The 16,123-nt window shown below is 39.5% G+C and carries 26 protein-coding genes; 6 read left to right on the top strand and 20 right to left on the bottom strand.

Translation table 11 applies throughout. The features are described from left to right. Positions 1 to 26 precede the first annotated feature (26 nt). The 10 genes from R8N46_RS16910 to R8N46_RS16865 all read right to left on the bottom strand — a co-directional run bounded on the left by R8N46_RS16910 (position 27) and on the right by R8N46_RS16865 (position 6,494). Positions 27 to 323: an antibiotic biosynthesis monooxygenase family protein gene (locus tag R8N46_RS16910; RefSeq protein ID WP_033907479.1), complete on the bottom strand. Its 297-nt coding sequence runs from the start codon at positions 321 to 323 to the stop codon at positions 27 to 29. Positions 324 to 466: 143 nt separating this feature from the next. Continuing rightward, positions 467 to 754, bottom strand: coding sequence for a putative quinol monooxygenase (locus R8N46_RS16905; protein ID WP_053306982.1), 288 nt, complete (start codon positions 752 to 754; stop codon positions 467 to 469). A gap of 142 nt (positions 755 to 896) precedes the next feature. Then, positions 897 to 1,538, bottom strand: a complete 642-nt coding sequence (locus tag R8N46_RS16900; RefSeq protein WP_053350311.1) for an alanine--tRNA ligase-related protein — start codon at positions 1,536 to 1,538, stop codon at positions 897 to 899. Between the two features lie 142 nt (positions 1,539 to 1,680). Continuing rightward, positions 1,681 to 2,226 (bottom strand): GNAT family N-acetyltransferase, encoded by a 546-nt coding sequence (locus R8N46_RS16895; protein WP_025768089.1) that lies wholly within the window; start codon positions 2,224 to 2,226, stop codon positions 1,681 to 1,683. A 253-nt stretch (positions 2,227 to 2,479) separates the two neighbouring features. Next, complete coding sequence (locus R8N46_RS16890) at positions 2,480 to 3,043, bottom strand: sugar O-acetyltransferase (RefSeq protein WP_005389307.1); 564 nt, start codon at positions 3,041 to 3,043, stop codon at positions 2,480 to 2,482. Positions 3,044 to 3,186: 143 nt separating this feature from the next. Next, entirely contained in the window at positions 3,187 to 3,600 is a 414-nt protein-coding gene (locus tag R8N46_RS16885; RefSeq protein WP_031778951.1) for an RDD family protein, read from the bottom strand. Positions 3,601 to 3,741: 141 nt separating this feature from the next. Then, complete coding sequence (locus R8N46_RS16880; RefSeq protein WP_005389306.1) at positions 3,742 to 4,350, bottom strand: pyridoxamine 5'-phosphate oxidase family protein; 609 nt, start codon at positions 4,348 to 4,350, stop codon at positions 3,742 to 3,744. A 143-nt stretch (positions 4,351 to 4,493) separates the two neighbouring features. Beyond that, on the bottom strand, positions 4,494 to 4,895 hold the full coding sequence (locus tag R8N46_RS16875) for a DUF2007 domain-containing protein (RefSeq protein WP_005377076.1): 402 nt from the start codon (positions 4,893 to 4,895) through the stop codon (positions 4,494 to 4,496). Between the two features lie 559 nt (positions 4,896 to 5,454). Next, positions 5,455 to 5,820 (bottom strand): T6SS amidase immunity protein Tai4 family protein, encoded by a 366-nt coding sequence (locus R8N46_RS16870; RefSeq protein WP_053306977.1) that lies wholly within the window; start codon positions 5,818 to 5,820, stop codon positions 5,455 to 5,457. A 152-nt stretch (positions 5,821 to 5,972) separates the two neighbouring features. Beyond that, positions 5,973 to 6,494, bottom strand: coding sequence for a GNAT family N-acetyltransferase (locus R8N46_RS16865; RefSeq protein WP_033907474.1), 522 nt, complete (start codon positions 6,492 to 6,494; stop codon positions 5,973 to 5,975). 227 nt (positions 6,495 to 6,721) lie between these two features. On the opposite strand from R8N46_RS16865, the gene R8N46_RS16860 reads away from it, so the two are divergent. Next, positions 6,722 to 7,009 carry a type II toxin-antitoxin system RelE/ParE family toxin gene (locus R8N46_RS16860; protein ID WP_081886442.1) on the top strand — a complete coding sequence of 96 codons (288 nt, stop codon included), beginning with the start codon at positions 6,722 to 6,724 and terminating at the stop codon, positions 7,007 to 7,009. Positions 7,010 to 7,200: 191 nt separating this feature from the next. Here the strand turns inward: R8N46_RS16860 and R8N46_RS16855 are convergent, their stop codons facing one another. Continuing rightward, a complete protein-coding gene (locus R8N46_RS16855; RefSeq protein WP_033907473.1) occupies positions 7,201 to 7,503 on the bottom strand; it encodes a hypothetical protein in 303 nt (100 codons plus the stop codon). Further along, positions 7,503 to 7,814, bottom strand: a complete 312-nt coding sequence (locus tag R8N46_RS16850; protein ID WP_198039106.1) for a type II toxin-antitoxin system YafO family toxin — start codon at positions 7,812 to 7,814, stop codon at positions 7,503 to 7,505. Before R8N46_RS16850 ends, R8N46_RS16855 begins: the two co-directional genes overlap by 1 nt. Before the next feature lie 491 nt (positions 7,815 to 8,305). Here R8N46_RS16850 and R8N46_RS16845 point away from each other — a divergent pair, with 491 nt between their 5' ends. From R8N46_RS16845 to R8N46_RS16835, 3 genes are all read left to right on the top strand, one after another. Continuing rightward, entirely contained in the window at positions 8,306 to 8,557 is a 252-nt protein-coding gene (locus R8N46_RS16845) for a PAAR domain-containing protein (RefSeq protein WP_226975280.1), read from the top strand. Continuing rightward, entirely contained in the window at positions 8,508 to 9,029 is a 522-nt protein-coding gene (locus R8N46_RS16840) for a hypothetical protein (RefSeq protein WP_064354020.1), read from the top strand. The genes R8N46_RS16845 and R8N46_RS16840 overlap by 50 nt, the downstream gene beginning before the upstream one ends. Positions 9,030 to 9,139: 110 nt before the next feature. Beyond that, on the top strand, positions 9,140 to 9,616 hold the full coding sequence (locus tag R8N46_RS16835) for an immunity protein YezG family protein (protein WP_064354022.1): 477 nt from the start codon (positions 9,140 to 9,142) through the stop codon (positions 9,614 to 9,616). Between the two features lie 202 nt (positions 9,617 to 9,818). Here R8N46_RS16835 and R8N46_RS16830 read toward each other — a convergent pair whose 3' ends face one another. The 3 genes from R8N46_RS16830 to R8N46_RS16820 all read right to left on the bottom strand — a co-directional run bounded on the left by R8N46_RS16830 (position 9,819) and on the right by R8N46_RS16820 (position 11,633). After that, positions 9,819 to 10,184 carry an OsmC family protein gene (locus R8N46_RS16830; protein ID WP_226975281.1) on the bottom strand — a complete coding sequence of 122 codons (366 nt, stop codon included), beginning with the start codon at positions 10,182 to 10,184 and terminating at the stop codon, positions 9,819 to 9,821. 197 nt (positions 10,185 to 10,381) lie between these two features. Then, entirely contained in the window at positions 10,382 to 10,915 is a 534-nt protein-coding gene (locus R8N46_RS16825; protein ID WP_104975378.1) for a DUF6817 domain-containing protein, read from the bottom strand. A gap of 505 nt (positions 10,916 to 11,420) precedes the next feature. After that, positions 11,421 to 11,633, bottom strand: coding sequence for a T6SS effector amidase Tae4 family protein (locus R8N46_RS16820; RefSeq protein WP_318189660.1), 213 nt, complete (start codon positions 11,631 to 11,633; stop codon positions 11,421 to 11,423). Positions 11,634 to 12,307: 674 nt separating this feature from the next. Between R8N46_RS16820 and R8N46_RS16815 the strand changes: the two genes are divergently transcribed. Together R8N46_RS16815 and R8N46_RS16810 are read left to right on the top strand one after the other, a co-directional pair. Further along, a complete protein-coding gene (locus R8N46_RS16815) occupies positions 12,308 to 12,616 on the top strand; it encodes a hypothetical protein (RefSeq protein WP_064354026.1) in 309 nt (102 codons plus the stop codon). Next, on the top strand, positions 12,603 to 12,989 hold the full coding sequence (locus tag R8N46_RS16810; protein WP_064354028.1) for a hypothetical protein: 387 nt from the start codon (positions 12,603 to 12,605) through the stop codon (positions 12,987 to 12,989). The genes R8N46_RS16815 and R8N46_RS16810 overlap by 14 nt, the downstream gene beginning before the upstream one ends. 109 nt (positions 12,990 to 13,098) lie before the next feature. Here the strand turns inward: R8N46_RS16810 and R8N46_RS16805 are convergent, their stop codons facing one another. The 5 genes from R8N46_RS16805 to R8N46_RS16780 all read right to left on the bottom strand — a co-directional run bounded on the left by R8N46_RS16805 (position 13,099) and on the right by R8N46_RS16780 (position 16,122). Further along, complete coding sequence (locus tag R8N46_RS16805) at positions 13,099 to 13,434, bottom strand: zinc ribbon domain-containing protein YjdM (protein ID WP_064354030.1); 336 nt, start codon at positions 13,432 to 13,434, stop codon at positions 13,099 to 13,101. A 252-nt stretch (positions 13,435 to 13,686) separates the two neighbouring features. Beyond that, positions 13,687 to 13,851 (bottom strand): hypothetical protein, encoded by a 165-nt coding sequence (locus R8N46_RS16800; protein ID WP_169644102.1) that lies wholly within the window; start codon positions 13,849 to 13,851, stop codon positions 13,687 to 13,689. Between the two features lie 1,144 nt (positions 13,852 to 14,995). Next, a complete protein-coding gene (locus tag R8N46_RS16790; protein WP_258645098.1) occupies positions 14,996 to 15,310 on the bottom strand; it encodes a hypothetical protein in 315 nt (104 codons plus the stop codon). 51 nt (positions 15,311 to 15,361) lie between these two features. Then, positions 15,362 to 15,769 carry a GFA family protein gene (locus R8N46_RS16785; protein WP_104975382.1) on the bottom strand — a complete coding sequence of 136 codons (408 nt, stop codon included), beginning with the start codon at positions 15,767 to 15,769 and terminating at the stop codon, positions 15,362 to 15,364. A gap of 122 nt (positions 15,770 to 15,891) precedes the next feature. Further along, on the bottom strand, positions 15,892 to 16,122 hold the full coding sequence (locus R8N46_RS16780; protein WP_104975383.1) for a hypothetical protein: 231 nt from the start codon (positions 16,120 to 16,122) through the stop codon (positions 15,892 to 15,894). Between the last annotated feature and the right edge of the window lies 1 nt (position 16,123).

Below are 16,123 nucleotides of genomic sequence, written 5' to 3'. Positions count from 1 at the left end.
GGCATCACTTTAACGTTTCTATTGCCCTACTTAGTTCTATCTTCAATTTCATCGAATGGTTCAACTGAAATACGCTCTGCAATTTCACTCATCTTCTTCATTTTTTCTGGGTTACTAGTTCCCCAAAACCGCTCCCAGTCTTCACGTGTTCGCCACTTGGCAATAGTTAAAACCTTTTCCGGTACATCGTAAGAACGAAGCATAAAACTACCAAGCGCCCCTTCTACTGACTGATGAATTGAATCTGTCGTCGAACGCCATATATTTTGAAACTCATCCATTTTTTCACTTGGCACACGCCATTCATACACAACTCTAAACATAACACTTCCATTAAAATTTCTAGATTTAATACGGCAAAGTATTAAGAACACTAAGCCAGGTGAATAGCTGAATAAAGCAACATAGTAGAGCGTAGAGCAACATGAAAAGCAAAGTGTAAACGCTCTAAATCACTCCGATTCGATTAGTCATGCACACATTCAAAGATTTCGTATTGCCGTTTAACATTGGCTGTTACTTTTCCCCAATGTGAGGCTTGAACTCTTTCCTGATGTTGTTTAAAAGAGGCTTTGTCGACGAACTCCTCATAGACATCAAAACGAAACGGATTAGTCGAGCTTTGAGTCACAAGAAAACTAAGGCAGCCCGGCTCTTCTAACGTGAGCCTTTTGTGAGTTATTAACGCATGTTTTACTAATTCTAGATCCTTTTCCGGAACTAAAATAAAGCCTTTCAATGTAACTTTCGACATATCATCCTCCCGCCCCTATCGTGTAGCGTTTCGTTAAGAAGTAGCCAACACGCCCTCAATCTCAACCATCATATCGCAAATGTGAATCTCACCATGAATTAAATGCCACGTGTTAGGAATCTATTTCTAATGCCCTATCGACTTACGAGCATAAGGTTATCTCTACCCTTTCTTTGCCTTTACCGATGTTCTTGCGTTTTAATTGAATTTGGCCGACTTCTGATGTGCGCTTTAAGTGAGTGCCACCGCAAGGCACTTGCGCAAACCCATCCACTCTCCAATACCTTCTTTCACTCTCTTGATCGGAAAAGTCACTAATAATAACTGAATCAGAGTTAATCAAATCTTGCACATCAGTTTCAATTTCTTTCAATAGCGGGCCAATACTTTCAGACCACTCGAAATCTATGCGACTCTTATTTTCAGAAATATGCGCGCCTATCTTAACAATGCCTTCCCGACGCTGATAAAACATCTCGAGCACCACTTCAGCCGCAAAGTGTAGCTTCATTAAGGCGTATCTACGCTTCCAATCAATATTCGTAGTTACAATGTCACCAAGAGTAAAATTTGGAGAGGATTCCAATGTGTAAATAAGTCGAACACCTAACTTTTGAGCAATCAAAACCGGAATACCATTAATCGTTCCTTTATCACTCTCTTGGCCTCCAGACTCTGCAAAGAAGATAGTCTGGTCCAATTCAACCTTATTTCCGTCTACATTGCTCACTCTTGAGTTAAGTTCTGTTTGGTAGGGATTAACCCAAAATAATTTCTCGCTCATGCTGCTATCCTTGCAGTAAGTCCTATCTTTGATAGTACATTCAGTGACCACCAAGTCAATTCAAGAAACCTCACCGTCAAATGTAAGGCTGTGTATAGAGCACGAGCAGGCTAGACCTATTAGATGCGTTTAAGGCCGGATACTAAACGCTGTCTAGGGGTTTAGCTAACAACCCGTAAATTGCGGAATCCGAGACTACTCCATTCACTTCCCAACGCTGCCTTAGGAAACCTTCCTTTATAAAACCTAACCGTTCCAAGACTTTACCTGAAGAAGCATTGTCTGGATCTATCTCAGCCTCGATTCGACGTAGATTCAGTGTTTTGAATGCGTGTTCGATTAATGCAGTTCCCGCCTCTAATACAATGCCTTTACCCCAGAAATGACGACTAACGCCAAAGCCAATTTCTGCGCGCCTAGACTCTTTCACGTGATTAAACAGCATTATCTTACCCAGAAGTTGGCCATTGCTCTTTAGGAAGATGCCTAGTGTCACTTCTGTATTGCTATTCATGGCCTGTGTACTCTTGGCTATAAATGTCCGCGCTTCTTCAATTGAAACCCAAGGGCCAGAGTTCCAATATTTCATGACCTCATGGTCTGAGAAGATGTCAAACAATTCGCTTGCATCATCTTCAACTAGCTCTCTTAGAATTAATCGTTCCGTTTCAATCTTTGTTACTAACATTTTGGAGCCAGCCTTTTGGTTTGTTATTGGTGACGAAAATACAATAAAAGTGTGAGACACGTAATACAAATGATTTCGTATGAGACTTTTAAACAAGCTCAACGCACGGTAAAAGCGCCACGTGTCACGATTCTATATTGAAGCAAATTTTAGACATTCAAGTGCGTCAACAAGTAACCGCTGAACGCATCAAAGCTTGGAGTGAGTTGATCATAAGTCCTAAACTCAGGCTCAAAATAGTCCATATACTTTATTATCGCTTAGTGACGATTTCCTTCAGTACTCTGGCTGGGTTGCCACCAACAACGACATTGTCTCCAAAACTCTTTGTAACGACTGCGCCAGAGGCTACCACCACGTTGTTCCCAAGTGTTACGCCAGGGTTGATTACGGCATGGCCACCTATCCAACAATTGTCACCAATGTTTATGGGCTTTGCTAGCTCTAAACCACTATTCCTCTCGATAGGATCTAAGGGATGAGTCGCAGTATAAATTCCAACTTGAGGCCCAAGTAAACAGTTATCACCAAACTTAACTTCCGCAACATCCAAAATCACACAACCAAAATTAGCGTAAAAATTATCTCCAACGTGAATGTTGGATCCATAGTCGCAATTGAAAGAAGATTCAACATGAATATCGTCACCTGTTGTGCCGAACAAGCGCTTAGTTATTTGAACTCGCTTTTGTTTATGCTCAACAGACGTGGCATTCAATTTTTCAGTTAGTAACCTAGCGCTCAACCTTAACTTTAATAACTCTTCATCACTTGGGTCATAAAGCTCACCTGCTAACATTTTCTCTTTTTCTGACATAAAACTTGGACTCCAATACCAATTTTCTTACAACGCTACATTAAGTATGTGAGTAACGCTACCTCCTAAGCGAGGCTGTTCCACCACGAAAACAAAGCCCGACTTGAACCCTAGTCCTCAGCGCTATCAATTTTTTCAACAAGTTAGTGAACTACCACCACCGTTCTCACTAACTTATCACCGAGACGTTGCCTCTTTTTACCAAGAATGAAAATTGAGTCAATAAAACCGAAGAATGGAGTAATAACATTTCGAAAGAGCGACTGAAAAATATTGCACTTTTTACCCGTTCTTGCACTTATAACTGCAATGCCCAAAAGTTTTTTACCCACACTTTGACCATTTGGTAAACAATCAGAAAAAAGGTAATACGATACAGTCGCAGTTACTGCTGTAGCGCGCACAAGCTCTTTTTCAATACCGATTTCTAAGCCGACCCATAAAACGAGAGTAAAAATGCTAAAACTGACAAAAAGATCAATCATTTGTCCAACACACCTAACTCCCGGACTAGCCAAAACGTAATTTTCTAGAGTAAATTTTTCTGCATTTTTCATTCTAAAATTTGGACTAACAATTACTTATTGGTGAACTAACGCTATTGAGACAGTAACATCCCCACTAAACCTAATCCATACTTCCGCATAGTACGGTCGAACCTGATTTTTCTATCTTTTCAATATATTACCACGCTTGTTCTAAAGGCTAGATTGGTAATATTTCAACATCTCTTCTTGATTAAGCGCTTTACTTTCTAACTTTTGTTGATCTTTAAAGATTTGAGCTAATGAAGGGAGAATTGAGCGATTTACTTTATAGTCATCAGACCAAAGTTTCCCTCTCATCACCGCTTTCGCACAATGAAAGTACATACTCTCTATGACTATTTTGATAACAACCTTAGGATCTTTACTTCCATCGGGGCAAGCAGATATCAAGTTGGCGTCGGTGTGAATACTTGCGATTCCTTTAATACGGAGCACTTCATCAATACCATTTACCATCAATAACAACCCTACCTTGGGGTTACTAATGATATTTTTTAGACTATCGATACGATTGTTCCCCGAGCTATCAGGGAGCAACAATGTTGATTCATCTAAAACTTTTACGAAGCCAGGCTCCCCTCCTTTAGGAGAAAGATCGATATACCCTTGTGAATCAGCGGTACTTAGAACTGCAAAATGGCAGTTATTAATTAATGTAATCGCATGAACATCCAGCACAGGCAGCGCTTTATTTTTAGCTCTCGCACTTGGCTCTGCGTAAATTTCTTTTAACTGCTCTATTGTTTTAATTTCACTCATTCAATGTTATTCCTTCACTATCGTATAATGCTTTGCTTGTAAGCAAGCAGTAACTCTGACTTCTTGTATAGGCACTAGACCTAACTCATCGTAAAAATACTACGAGTACAAGTTGTCTCTTTAATGCCTTGTTATCTGAAGATTTAAAGTTTTTCACTAAACTCCCCACACTGCTTACACTTATAACCATGCTTGTAAAAAAACAGTGGAAAACCCAGTAAAATAAAAACTAAGAAAGCTGGGCGTTTACCTTTTGTAAATGCAAATAGATCTTTACTACCACATTTAGGGCAAACGTCTTTTTCTTCATCAACGTCAACTTCATTTCCCAATGATTCTGAGAAATCGCTACTAAGTATTTGTTTCGCATCTTCTGCATCACTTTCGGCCACCATCAGACGGACGCCGCCTATTGCATTTGAATAAAGCCACTGAGTATTTACCGTGTGCTCGTCAGCGATGTAACTTTCTATTCCGACACTATCTAGGCTTGCTCTCGCAATATGAGCTTCATGAGGAAAAGAAAACCTTGCTACTACAATCACATATTACTCCTGTGGGAAAACGCTCTCGTAACGTATAAGCAACGCTAATTGGAAATGCCATGTATGGTACGCTAGCCTGAACCGTTTGTTGTACCTAATCACCCAACCACAACTATTGAAACTACATCGACATCAAAACCATATGAAAAAATAACGGCAAACAAACAGCCACATGAGCCATGTCGGTGCTTGATACATTTTTCAACTTTATCACGAGCACGACCATAACCCACACTGTAGCGGACGCTAAGCCTAGATAATTATCTAAGTCATTGTAATAATCATACTTATCAAGGAAAGATAGAAAATTACTCTCTTTAGTTTCCACCGCCTTTCTAAGCACCTCATTTGCAATTGAGCAATAGTATTTCGAGAAACTCAGGAGAGTAAACTGAACGAGTGTTGCTACTATTAAAAATATCTTCATATTTACATCACCGCATAATGCCCCGCTAAGAGATGAGTAATTCAATACAGAAGCCACTAAAAATCATCTTAATCACTCAACGTATTGCGCCGTAAAAATACCACACGTTGCGAATCAACTTTGAGCAGTTTGTTATAACTCTGATTTCGCATTAATGTATAGCTTATGAACATCGTCTGAATTAGAAAAGTCTATACAGTAGGCCAATTTGATCACGTTACCATTTTTTGATTTGTAAATAGCCATATCATATTTTTCCAATAGCTCGCTAACCCCAAAGAATGACTCCAAAGGAAGCTCGGAAAACTCTCTGTAGCCTTGCATCGCCGTTATCGCATCTTTCGCAACAGCTGATCCTTTGTAATTAGTCGCAATGCAAGATGAGAGAGCGAAGTTTTTAAACAGTTGCTCATCGCTTTGAATACTTAGTGGATTCGCGGCCTCTCCTACACTACAAAGAGCAATACTTATGCTGGTTACTAGTACTCTACATTTCATAAATTAAACCTTTTGCTTCCTAAGAGTTACAGCACATTATTAAGGAGAGAGTATCACAATACAAAACTGCCCCACATCACTTAAATCAACTCATAGTGAAAATGCCATGTGTAACCACTCTTGTTGTGAACCAATTATTAGCCCACTACAGACTAATACATATACCCTAACCAATCTATATGACCAAAAGCCCAAGTTTTGCCGCTGATAGGTTTAACATATAAATCATCTAGTTGCTCTACAGCAACACCGTAATTTTTATGTTCGTGAACTCGCAACCAAGAACTTAGAGAGTTAAGGCGCTGATAACCATTAGCCAGATAAAAACGCTCCAAATCGGAGACTAAAATGATGAAGTCGACATCTTTAGTGGACGCATACTCGCTGAGTTGAGACAACATTGTTGTGCCAATACCTTGTCTTTGAACTGTGCTCTCGACACAAAAGTCACTCACACCTAATACTTTATAAATTTCATCACCAACGCGAACAGCTCTGTAGTCTAATCCCATGTAACCAACTAACTGATCACCTTCGTAATTCAGAACTCTCATATGCGGGAGTTGCTTATAGTAAGAGCGAGTAACTTGGTGTTCAGGAAACGACTTGTTTCTAAGAGCTTCAATTGCATTATGCTGCGCTTTAGATAACTCGATTTCTGGGTAAATATCCATATTTGACCTTTGAGTATTAATGACCTTTTGGAGTTGAGCAACGCAATACAAAAGCCGCCGCATACCGATTTAATCACTGAGCTCAACGCCCAGTTAATGCCACGAGTTGAGAATCAATATTAGACAGTTTGTTAGTTTACATTTCGCACGAATCACGCGATTTAATTAAATTGAACATTTCATGCGATACATTATGATCTAACTGTACACTCAATTGGGAACTGGCCATGCATACATTAACAGCCAATGATGCCAAACAAAATTTCGACGAACTACTTCTAAGCGCACAACGCGAGCCAGTAAAAATCAGCAAAAACAGTAAAGATACTCTGCTATCAGGGTTTCAGATGCTAGCTGATAATCCAGATTTAGGAAGAAGTTGTGACGAGATGTACCCAAATGGCTTTTATTTCCCGATAGGAAAACACACAGCTTATTTCACCAAAGAAGATAACTTTATCTTAGTTGTTGCTGTATTAGGTCAATCACAGCTACCCCAGAATCATCTGAAATAACACGATTTTCACCTTAGAAGCATAATTAGGGTGAGAGTTTATCCATGTAAACTAACGCCGCATTAAGGTGTGAGCAACGCTACCACGAAACTTAACCAGACCACCATAAAGACAAAACCCAACGATGGAGTGAAAAATGCCATGCGTTGGGAATCACTCTTAAATGCTTTGTTATTTGAATTTATTATGGGCTACTCTACTTCGATGAAATCATCATCACACTTACCACCATGTTGTTTCTTGTATTTTTCAAACTCTATATCTGTTTCTAAGTCACCAGTAGGCCAACCAGCATCTAGTTGTGTCAGCATGTCAGATATTGGCGACCAGCCGACAATATCAGAAGTCGTTTTATTCAACCAACATTTACCATCCCAGTATAAGTAGTCATACGAGCCAAAACCACTAAGATGTCTTATTGCAACTAAGTAGACACCAATTTCGCTAGGCTCTGTACCCTCAAACCATGTAGCTTTGATCTTAACTTTACTCATTATTTCTGATTCCTAAATGCTTCCACCTTATCAATTAACCAACTCATAGACTCGGGTCTTCTCGCCGGCGCATGAGCACCATCCACCAAGAAATCGATTATAAAGTAAGTATTGATGCATGTAGCATCCTCAGTATAAATTAAGACACTATCACTTGTATTAATATAGCCAAGTTTTAGCGTTTTAACTTTATCTAGTATATGAATATGCATTAACCCAACATCTTCTGCTGCAGGAGCTGGTCTATGATATGGGACTTCTTTACCAAAATATGATATCTGATGACCTTGCTTGTGACGGCTTAAAGTCATGAATTAATAAATCTAGGTCTTTGTTAAGTTTTCTTTCCTCACTGAGAACCCTAGTTACGTATACTTTGACCTCCATGTTTAAACCGTTTCTCTTTTATTTGACTTCTACAAATTCAGTGAAACTTTCACTTTGCCTATCTTTAGCACGCTCAAAGCTCCTTTTTGCTCTATTTATAGCAACATAATGAGAGGGGAAAGTTTCCTGTTTTTTCGCCTTAGATCTTGATTTTTATTTCATTTTTACTCCTTTAACGTTAAATATCTAAATCTAAATTCCAATAACGCTCTGTTAAGGTGTGAGCAACGCAATACAAAAGCCGCCGCATACCACCTTAAAAACTAAAACCAACGCATAGTGAAAATACCACGCGTTGCGAATCACTCTGAAACAGTTTGTTAGTTGATGTGACTTCAAATATTACACTAGCCACAGAATATAGATGCCTTATCAGGAACAATATATGCAACTCAATCTACAGTAAGGGGTGGCCATGGGAAAACCCACAGCAACAATAACATCAATGCACATCTGCCTCAAAGTCACCGCTAAAATTCCGCATGTGGGCGGCCCTGTTGTCGTTGGTTCACCCAATGTTAAAATTGGTGGGTTACCTGCGGCTCGAAAAGGGGACCGTCTTGTTTGTGTTGGTCCACCAGATTCCATAAGCCAAGATTCTAGTTTGGTGTTTATCAATGGAAAGCTCGCAGTTCGTATGGGGGCACGGAACGGCTCACGGCAGTAAAATAGTAATTGGAAACCCAACAGTGCTCGTAGGAGACAGTGGCAGTCAAGCTTCTACGCCAAAACCTAAAAGTGCTACAGGCTCTGCGACACAGACAAACTCACTAACTAATGATTCAGTTGGGAATATTCCCCGTGAGCAGAAACCAATTGTTAAGGTTAGTGCAGGACAAGCTTCAGGCATAAAAGGGAAACAGAGATCGTGGGCGATCGAACTAGAACCTCCTGAACCGAATACTCTATATGAGGTAACCTCAACTCATGAAGGAAGCCCAGTAACGTACACCTACGAAACCGACGCACAAGGTAGAACAATACGAATAACGGGGAAACTGCAAAAGTCTCCCATTAAAAATCAAGCTATGCGTGATAAACTGCACCGTAATTCATCTACTCAATCAAAGTATGGAGGGGATGACCCAAACTATGATGGTGGTCACTGGCACTTGATGAAGGAAAATACGTGGAAGTAGATATCCGAATTAAGTATGGTAAAGGAGAGACACAGTCCAAACTTATTTCAAAGTGGACTGTAAATGGTGGCTCCACCAATCGTTTGGTATTTAAGAATTAAGGTAAATTTATGTTTTCATCAGCGGAAGAAATTTATAACCATATTGGAGGAGCTATCTCGGAGGTGGTTCCCGAACAGTGGTGTGTAGCTTGGGTTGACATTGCTATGAACCTTTCTACTAGAGCGGTATATTTTCAAGACCGGTACTTAGTAGATGCTAACTCAGATGATGTGAAGGATCTCGACATCTATAGTTCTGATAACATTGAACTTGATGATGCCTTTAGTGACTTATTTGATTTAATGTCTAGTAAAGAACAGAGCAAGCCTTGGAATAAAGCTCGTTTTGTTGTTCATCCTGACGGTGATTTTAAAATTGAATTTAAATGGGATGAGGATTGGGCATGGTTAAGTTCATTAGCTCCAGATAAAGATATATATCCTGATAGCGAAACTATGCAATTAATTGAAACATGGGATGGCCTTGGTGAAAATGCTTACCGCCCTTGGTTTGATCCGGATTCAGCCATGTTTAAAAAAGACTAACACAAACTTTTAATAAAACTCCACAACCACTTACGAAATGAAGTAAGTGGTTGTGGCTTCAATCTAAAAGACCTAGCTTATCACCTAACGCCCAATTAAGGGGTGAGTAACGCAACACCTATGTCACAGCAGACCACCTTAATCACTGAACTCAACGCATAGTAAAAATGCCACGCGTTACGAATCCCTCTTGAACAGTTTGTTAGTTGCAATTTTTACCCACTTCAGCTGAACAAGTGATATCGATCGTAGGGCTCAACAGACAAACATGACAATGCTTTTCCACCGCTTCTCCTTGAGCTGATCGCAAAATGTCAGACTCCTTAAAACCACTGCCATTTACTGTAAAGTGTAAGTTTGCCGATTTATATAAACGAGGCTCTGATTCTGTTAGGGCGAAAGTAACCGTATTTTCTAGGCCTTTAACTTCAACACCTTGATCTTGCAGTAACAAGACGACATCCGTAGCACTCCATGAACCTAAAGCCGACAATAGAATTTCCGTTGGGCAAGAGGCTTTCTCAGTTGTAGCGTCAACATTAAACGTAAAGCCGTCTTCAGCTGACACTTTAAAACGACAATCACCATCCACTTTATATTAATACTCATACTTCCCTACTTTTTGATGTCACTATTGTTGATTGCACTTAACGCCTTATTAAGGCGTGAGCAACGCAATACCGAGTCCACCGCATAAAACCTTAATCACTAAATTCAACGCATAGTAAAAATGCCACGCGTTGCGAATCCCTCTTAAACAGTTTGTTATGCGAAATTCGACAATGCTGATTTGTACGCCTTTCTAGCCTCGGTACTTAAGTAGCTATCCATACCTTGGAACAGTTCAAATAGCTCAGCACCATATTTGAGTTTGAACTCTGCACTGCTATAAACAAGCTCTAACTCATTAGCGACCTTTAACTCGCAAAACAATTTCACCATTGCACTGTCGAGTTTGAATGTTGAACCAGTAAATCTGTCTTTAAATTGGATTTCTAGCACTTTGCCAAATTGAGGGAATACATACTTTCGGTCGCATGAGCAATACAAATAAACCAATGCTTCTTCATCATTACCAATAATTCGCGCTATTTCTTGGCGCTGGCTTAGCGACACCATATTTTCATCGAAATCCGCTGTTCCATACGCGGCATGAAAGAGACCTGCGATTTGAAGTAACTCGCTACTACCCCAGTTAATTAGAACTTGTTCAGTGCCTTTCAGGTGTACTTCCAATGAACCGTTAAGGTGCTTAAAGTCACCCGCTCCAAGTTCTTGAAGCATTCCAAATTTATCCATAAATCTCAATTCCCTTTAGGTCGCATAACGCCCTGTTAAGGTGTGAGCAACGCAATACCGACGCTTCCGCACAACACCTTAACCACTAAACGCAACGCATAGCAAAAATGCCATACGTTGCGAATCACTCTTAAATAGTTTGTTATGTAACTTTACTCAACCTGAGTTAACAAGCTCAGATTTTCTAGAAAAAAAGGATCGTATTCCAAAGTAAAACACTTCGCGAGTAAAGGAGACGTCTCATTCTTATAATTAATTGCGGGCTCATATTTTTTTACTAGCCTAGATACTTCAACGAAAGTGTCTGGTGATATAGAATTCATTTGCACTATACCTGCAGAGATATTTCTAATATCACCTAAGTCATAGTTTTTATGTTGAAAGTACTGATATAAACAATTCGCTCTCGCGAATTGTATTAGTCGTTCATCGATATTAGATTGGGGACCAGTATTAGCTTTTAAAGATAATGACATCAGTAAAAGTATGAAAGTCATAACCTTGATCATGTGCACTCCCAGAACAGAACTTTGTGAGTGACTGATGCATACCCTTGGTATACGCATTTATTCCCACCCCATAGGTCAGCATGCCCTGTCGCATCACTCCATCCGTCAACTTGATAGATAATTATGCCCTTACGCTCTTTAATTTTCTCTAGGTGCTCTTCGGGAGTCAGCTCTTCAGGGCTAAAGTATTTTTCTGATAGGTATTTGATAAGAATTTTGACTCGAAAAATATACCAAAATTTATCTTGTCCGAAGAGACTTGAAGACTCATTTTTCCTTCCGGACTAATCGCGTTGTAACGAGGAATTTTGTGTTCTACGCCGCTACCATTAAGAGCTTTGGAAACTCAAATAGCACAAGCGTTTGAAAATATACCTAGTTCGTACTTCGAACCTACTTTACCACCAATTTTTTTAAAAACCACATTAGCTGGTAAAGCAGGGTAATTGGCACGAAGATTTTCCCATGTTGGCAATTTCATTTTCACCTCAATCCTTAGTAAGTATCTTAAGATATATAATGTGCCGCTGATTCGACCTCATGTAAAAAAGAGAAGAAAATTTTATAATTGAAATCATATTGTTTTGAAACTGACTAATCATGAAGTTACATAACGCCGCATTAAGGTGTGAGCAACGCTACTACGAACCGTAACCTTACCGCCGTAAACACAAAACCCAAAGATGGAACTAAAAATGCCAAGCGTTATGAATCACTCTTAAATGCTTTGTTATGTTTGTTCTAATCTTAGGAAAGAATGAAAAAACCTTTTATTGAGCTATACGTCACATTTTAAACTCACAAAACGTACCCACTAAACAGAAGCAAATATTATGCATCAAAACACCCATTTAAGGCAGAGGACATAGCAGTAAAAAAATTCATGATTCAAGGACTTGTAGTATCTGAAAGTTCTCATAACAGCATCCGTGAAATCAACAAACGAGTTACAAACATGAAGCTACTTTCTGTGCTTGGTGGATCAACCGCGACTTACCAAATTTTCTTCAAAAACACATTTGCTACAGCCACATACAATATATCAACAGCAGATTGGGAAACCTTCGCTCGTGGTGCAACATCAATACCTGTAATTACTCGAAAAATCATAAAGAATGAAGCTTTGATGCACTTTACGAGTAAAACAGGGAAAGAACTTAAATTTTGTCAGTGTACATATGAAAGCTTATAAATCAACGTTACTCTTTGTATTTACCCTCATTACATTTTCAAATTCATTTGCTTTTGATTGTGTAAATGAGCGGGACTTTGTTATTTCTGAAGATCATTGGATACATAGTTTATCACCGGAAATTCAATACTATACTGTCATGTACTTGTCTGAAAAGACGGTTGAGCAATGCTTAAAAGAGAAGCCTTCCGAAAAAACCAAAAAACTAAGGTTAAAACTCGAAAAGGCAATTGGCACTGAAAAGCTGTCTGAAATAGAGAGAGAGTTTATTTTTTTATTTGATACACGGAGTGCGTTTGATGCTTTAGGGCTAGATATAATGAGTGACGACTTTCTGCAAAAACTTAGGGACCACGAGTTCTCTAAAAACTGAGCGTCCCAAAAGCTGGTGTACCCCACAAAACCCAACCTTGAACTGAAAATGCCAAGCGTTTGGAATCACTCTTAAATGCTTTGTTATGGCGATACTTAACTTCGCGAGCCTAAGCTTTTTTCACGAACGCCGCTGTTACCATCATTTCTCCAGCACCATCGACCTTGCAGTCGAGTTGGTGATCTTTACTATCAACAATACGTCTAACAACTGCTTTTGTACCGATTTTCAACATCAGGGAGCTACCTTTAACTTTAAGATCTTTTGCCAAAGTAACTCTGTCACCCTCGGCTAACAAAGTACCATTTGCATCCTTAACATTAATAAGTTCATCTTGGGCAAATTCACCAGGGTTCCACTCAAACGCACACTCCGGACAAACCAAGTTAGCTTGATCTTGATACACATATTCAGAATGACAATTTGGACAAGGAGAGAATGACATAAACTTTCAACTTTTCGATTAACATTTGATATATGATAAGTTGATAACGCTCGATTAGCGAGAGTTAGGGCACTATATTTAGTAATACCAACTGTGCTACCTAACTCGAATTATTCCGAAAGCCATAACGCGCATTAAGGTGTGAGCAACGCAACCACGAAACCTAACCATACCACCGTAAACACGAAACCCAACGATGGATGAAAAATGCCAAGCGTTGGGAATCACTCTTAAACGCTTTGTTATGTTTGCCTATTGGCTAAGCTTGGCGATCAAAGAGTCTAGTACCATAAGATCATTTGCTTTTTCCATATACTCATCACTGTCTTCGCCCAATTGGGATAACAGAACATGCTCTCTTTCTAGTTTTTCTTTTAAGCACAGCCTAATATAACGGAGCTCTTTTTCATTGAACATTTCAACCTACCTGTGAGTTTGGAGAATTAATAAAACATGGTCTGGCACTAGATTCTAACTGCTGCAATTTTGTCAAATATAAACTAAGAGGCATATCTTGAAGCGGACGAATTGTGAAATGATGCTTCCCTTTACCTCCATCTTCGCCCAGCGAAACATGCAAACCATTTGGTATTTTAGTATGTTGTGGAATCTTCCACCACAACGTACCAAAATGAGGGTTTCGATAATTGAAGGAGACAGCCTTCCGGATTTACAATCAACGCACTCAATTCCGTTTTTATTGTATATTTTAAAATCCCATACAGCCTCCATATCTCGTGGAGGAGTCGTTCGAATGTAATCAAACTTTGCCTTAGTTTTGCGTCCGAGCCAGAACAAGTCAAAAGGTAAAGAAATATAGAATTTGATGGGCGTATACATCTATGTGTCACTAGTTCGCGAATATGCAACAAGGGTAATTTCAGTATGATATTCATCATAACGCCAGTTGTAGGCTTCTGGAGCTCAGTCGAAAGCTCTAATTATCATATAACATTGAATTACATTAGCTTTTCGATGCCGTTGGCAAACATAACGCTCTGTTAATGGGTGAGCAACGCATTACCGAAGCGACCGCATACCACCTTAAACACTAAAATCAACGCATAGCAAAAATGCCACGCGGCATGACCCCCTCTTGAACGCTTTTTGTGATTAATTTTCAATGGGTTACGCTTTATTAGACACAAAATTAACTCGACTTTGATTTACAAACCAAAGCCAAAACGTAGAAAACCGAAATGACTCATAGTTTTGAAAATCGAGCTTTGAAATTCGGCCGCTAAAACTCAAAAACTCAAGATCAAATTGCTGATTGAGGCAACTATCTGAATTTTCAGCGCCAAAGAATAAGTGTCCAAAAAACAGTGCCCAATGAAGTTAACTTGCCGACAAACTCGAAACCAACCAGCCGAGGGAACAAAGAAAAACAATAAACCACTGATTTTACGTGATTAAGCATAACGCCTTGTTAAGGGGTGAAGCACGCAATACCTATGCTGCCGCATGCCGTCTTAACCACTAAAATCAACGCATATCAGAAATGCCAGGCGTACTGAATCCCTCTTGAACAGTTTGTTATGAGCGTACTTATGTTGCCCACTTACCAGACAAAAAGTTTGAAACAAACGAGGATAAGCGCAACTGTGATAAGGCCACCCCAACCGATTGTTCGTGTTATTGTTTCCGGTGATTGTGTATTTAAATGAGGAAATAAAATGGCCCCAAAAGATAACAGTGGCACAAAACCGTATAATTGCCCCATTTGTGATGACGTACCCAAAGGGAAAGGCGGAACAAACAAATACAAAATCGTATACGCAATATAGACAAGCATTGCAATACCGGCTTCCTTTACCGACGTATCACTTTCTCCATACCAAAAGTAGAACCCCACACTGACACAAAAAACAGCCACACTGATCAACAGAACTATTCTCCTAATTATTCTTTAGCTCATAACGCCACGTTAAGTAGTGAGCAACGCCACCACAAGACCTAAACCTTTGTGCAATTCACACCATTTAGCCTTATAGCCCGTGTAAATTTGAGCATCGACTTTTACAGGTATATCAACATCAAATACCGAAATAGCCAGTTCGATCTTTTCCAGAGACTCACCTTTCACCCTGAACCCGAGGCTAGAACCACAGTTAGAACAGAACATTCTAGTCGTTCCGTTTGATGCAACAAACTCTTTGAGTAAATGCTTACCTGTAAGCCAACTTAAACCTTTGACCCCAACCAGTTTCCCAAACGCTGCACCGTGAAATTTTCGACACATAGAACAATGACAATTAGCTACTTTTTCACTAAACCCACTAACAGAAAATCGGACGCCTCCGCATAAACATGAACCTTCAAATCCTGCACACATCCTGAGTTTTCCTCCCTATTGCATAACGCCGCATTAAGGTGTGAGCAACGCTACCACGAAACCTAACCATACCTTCGTAAATACAAAATGCCAAGCGTTGGGAATCACTCTTAAATGCTTTGTTAGCTCTCTGCTTGTTCAGGTAGCAACTGCTCTAGCTTCAAACCATATTCTGCTTCATTGCTTTTATATTCATCTTTCAAATATTCAAAAAACTGAGTCAAATGAACTAAGTATTCCTCATAATCTTCACGTTCTCGCAAAGTTTCACTATGTAACAAGTTTTGATTATATAGAACAGCATCTCTAACTGCCGATAATAGCATCGGTACATATGGCTTAGGTATATTCATC

Source organism: Vibrio sp. 1874 (assembly GCF_033344395.1).
Lineage (GTDB): Bacteria > Pseudomonadota > Gammaproteobacteria > Enterobacterales > Vibrionaceae > Vibrio > Vibrio alginolyticus.
Note: the sequence above shows the minus strand (reverse complement) of the source record. Positions and strands in the feature narration are given on the sequence as shown.

Bases quoted from the DNA above. Each gene is read 5' to 3' on its own strand.
- R8N46_RS16910 (WP_033907479.1), bottom strand. From the start codon at position 323: ATGTTTAGAGTTGTGTATGAATGGCGTGTGCCAAGTGAAAAAATGGAT.
- R8N46_RS16905 (WP_053306982.1), bottom strand. From the start codon at position 754: ATGTCGAAAGTTACATTGAAAGGCTTTATTTTAGTTCCGGAAAAGGAT.
- R8N46_RS16900 (WP_053350311.1), bottom strand. From the start codon at position 1,538: ATGAGCGAGAAATTATTTTGGGTTAATCCCTACCAAACAGAACTTAAC.
- R8N46_RS16895 (WP_025768089.1), bottom strand. From the start codon at position 2,226: ATGTTAGTAACAAAGATTGAAACGGAACGATTAATTCTAAGAGAGCTA.
- R8N46_RS16890 (WP_005389307.1), bottom strand. From the start codon at position 3,043: ATGTCAGAAAAAGAGAAAATGTTAGCAGGTGAGCTTTATGACCCAAGT.
- R8N46_RS16885 (WP_031778951.1), bottom strand. From the start codon at position 3,600: ATGAAAAATGCAGAAAAATTTACTCTAGAAAATTACGTTTTGGCTAGT.
- R8N46_RS16880 (WP_005389306.1), bottom strand. From the start codon at position 4,350: ATGAGTGAAATTAAAACAATAGAGCAGTTAAAAGAAATTTACGCAGAG.
- R8N46_RS16870 (WP_053306977.1), bottom strand. From the start codon at position 5,820: ATGAAATGTAGAGTACTAGTAACCAGCATAAGTATTGCTCTTTGTAGT.
- R8N46_RS16865 (WP_033907474.1), bottom strand. From the start codon at position 6,494: ATGGATATTTACCCAGAAATCGAGTTATCTAAAGCGCAGCATAATGCA.
- R8N46_RS16860 (WP_081886442.1), top strand. From the start codon at position 6,722: ATGCATACATTAACAGCCAATGATGCCAAACAAAATTTCGACGAACTA.
- R8N46_RS16855 (WP_033907473.1), bottom strand. From the start codon at position 7,503: ATGAGTAAAGTTAAGATCAAAGCTACATGGTTTGAGGGTACAGAGCCT.
- R8N46_RS16850 (WP_198039106.1), bottom strand. From the start codon at position 7,814: ATGACTTTAAGCCGTCACAAGCAAGGTCATCAGATATCATATTTTGGT.
- R8N46_RS16845 (WP_226975280.1), top strand. From the start codon at position 8,306: ATGGGAAAACCCACAGCAACAATAACATCAATGCACATCTGCCTCAAA.
- R8N46_RS16840 (WP_064354020.1), top strand. From the start codon at position 8,508: ATGGAAAGCTCGCAGTTCGTATGGGGGCACGGAACGGCTCACGGCAGT.
- R8N46_RS16835 (WP_064354022.1), top strand. From the start codon at position 9,140: ATGTTTTCATCAGCGGAAGAAATTTATAACCATATTGGAGGAGCTATC.
- R8N46_RS16825 (WP_104975378.1), bottom strand. From the start codon at position 10,915: ATGGATAAATTTGGAATGCTTCAAGAACTTGGAGCGGGTGACTTTAAG.
- R8N46_RS16815 (WP_064354026.1), top strand. From the start codon at position 12,308: ATGATTCAAGGACTTGTAGTATCTGAAAGTTCTCATAACAGCATCCGT.
- R8N46_RS16810 (WP_064354028.1), top strand. From the start codon at position 12,603: ATGAAAGCTTATAAATCAACGTTACTCTTTGTATTTACCCTCATTACA.
- R8N46_RS16805 (WP_064354030.1), bottom strand. From the start codon at position 13,434: ATGTCATTCTCTCCTTGTCCAAATTGTCATTCTGAATATGTGTATCAA.
- R8N46_RS16800 (WP_169644102.1), bottom strand. From the start codon at position 13,851: ATGTTCAATGAAAAAGAGCTCCGTTATATTAGGCTGTGCTTAAAAGAA.
- R8N46_RS16785 (WP_104975382.1), bottom strand. From the start codon at position 15,769: ATGTGTGCAGGATTTGAAGGTTCATGTTTATGCGGAGGCGTCCGATTT.
- R8N46_RS16780 (WP_104975383.1), bottom strand. From the start codon at position 16,122: ATGAATATACCTAAGCCATATGTACCGATGCTATTATCGGCAGTTAGA.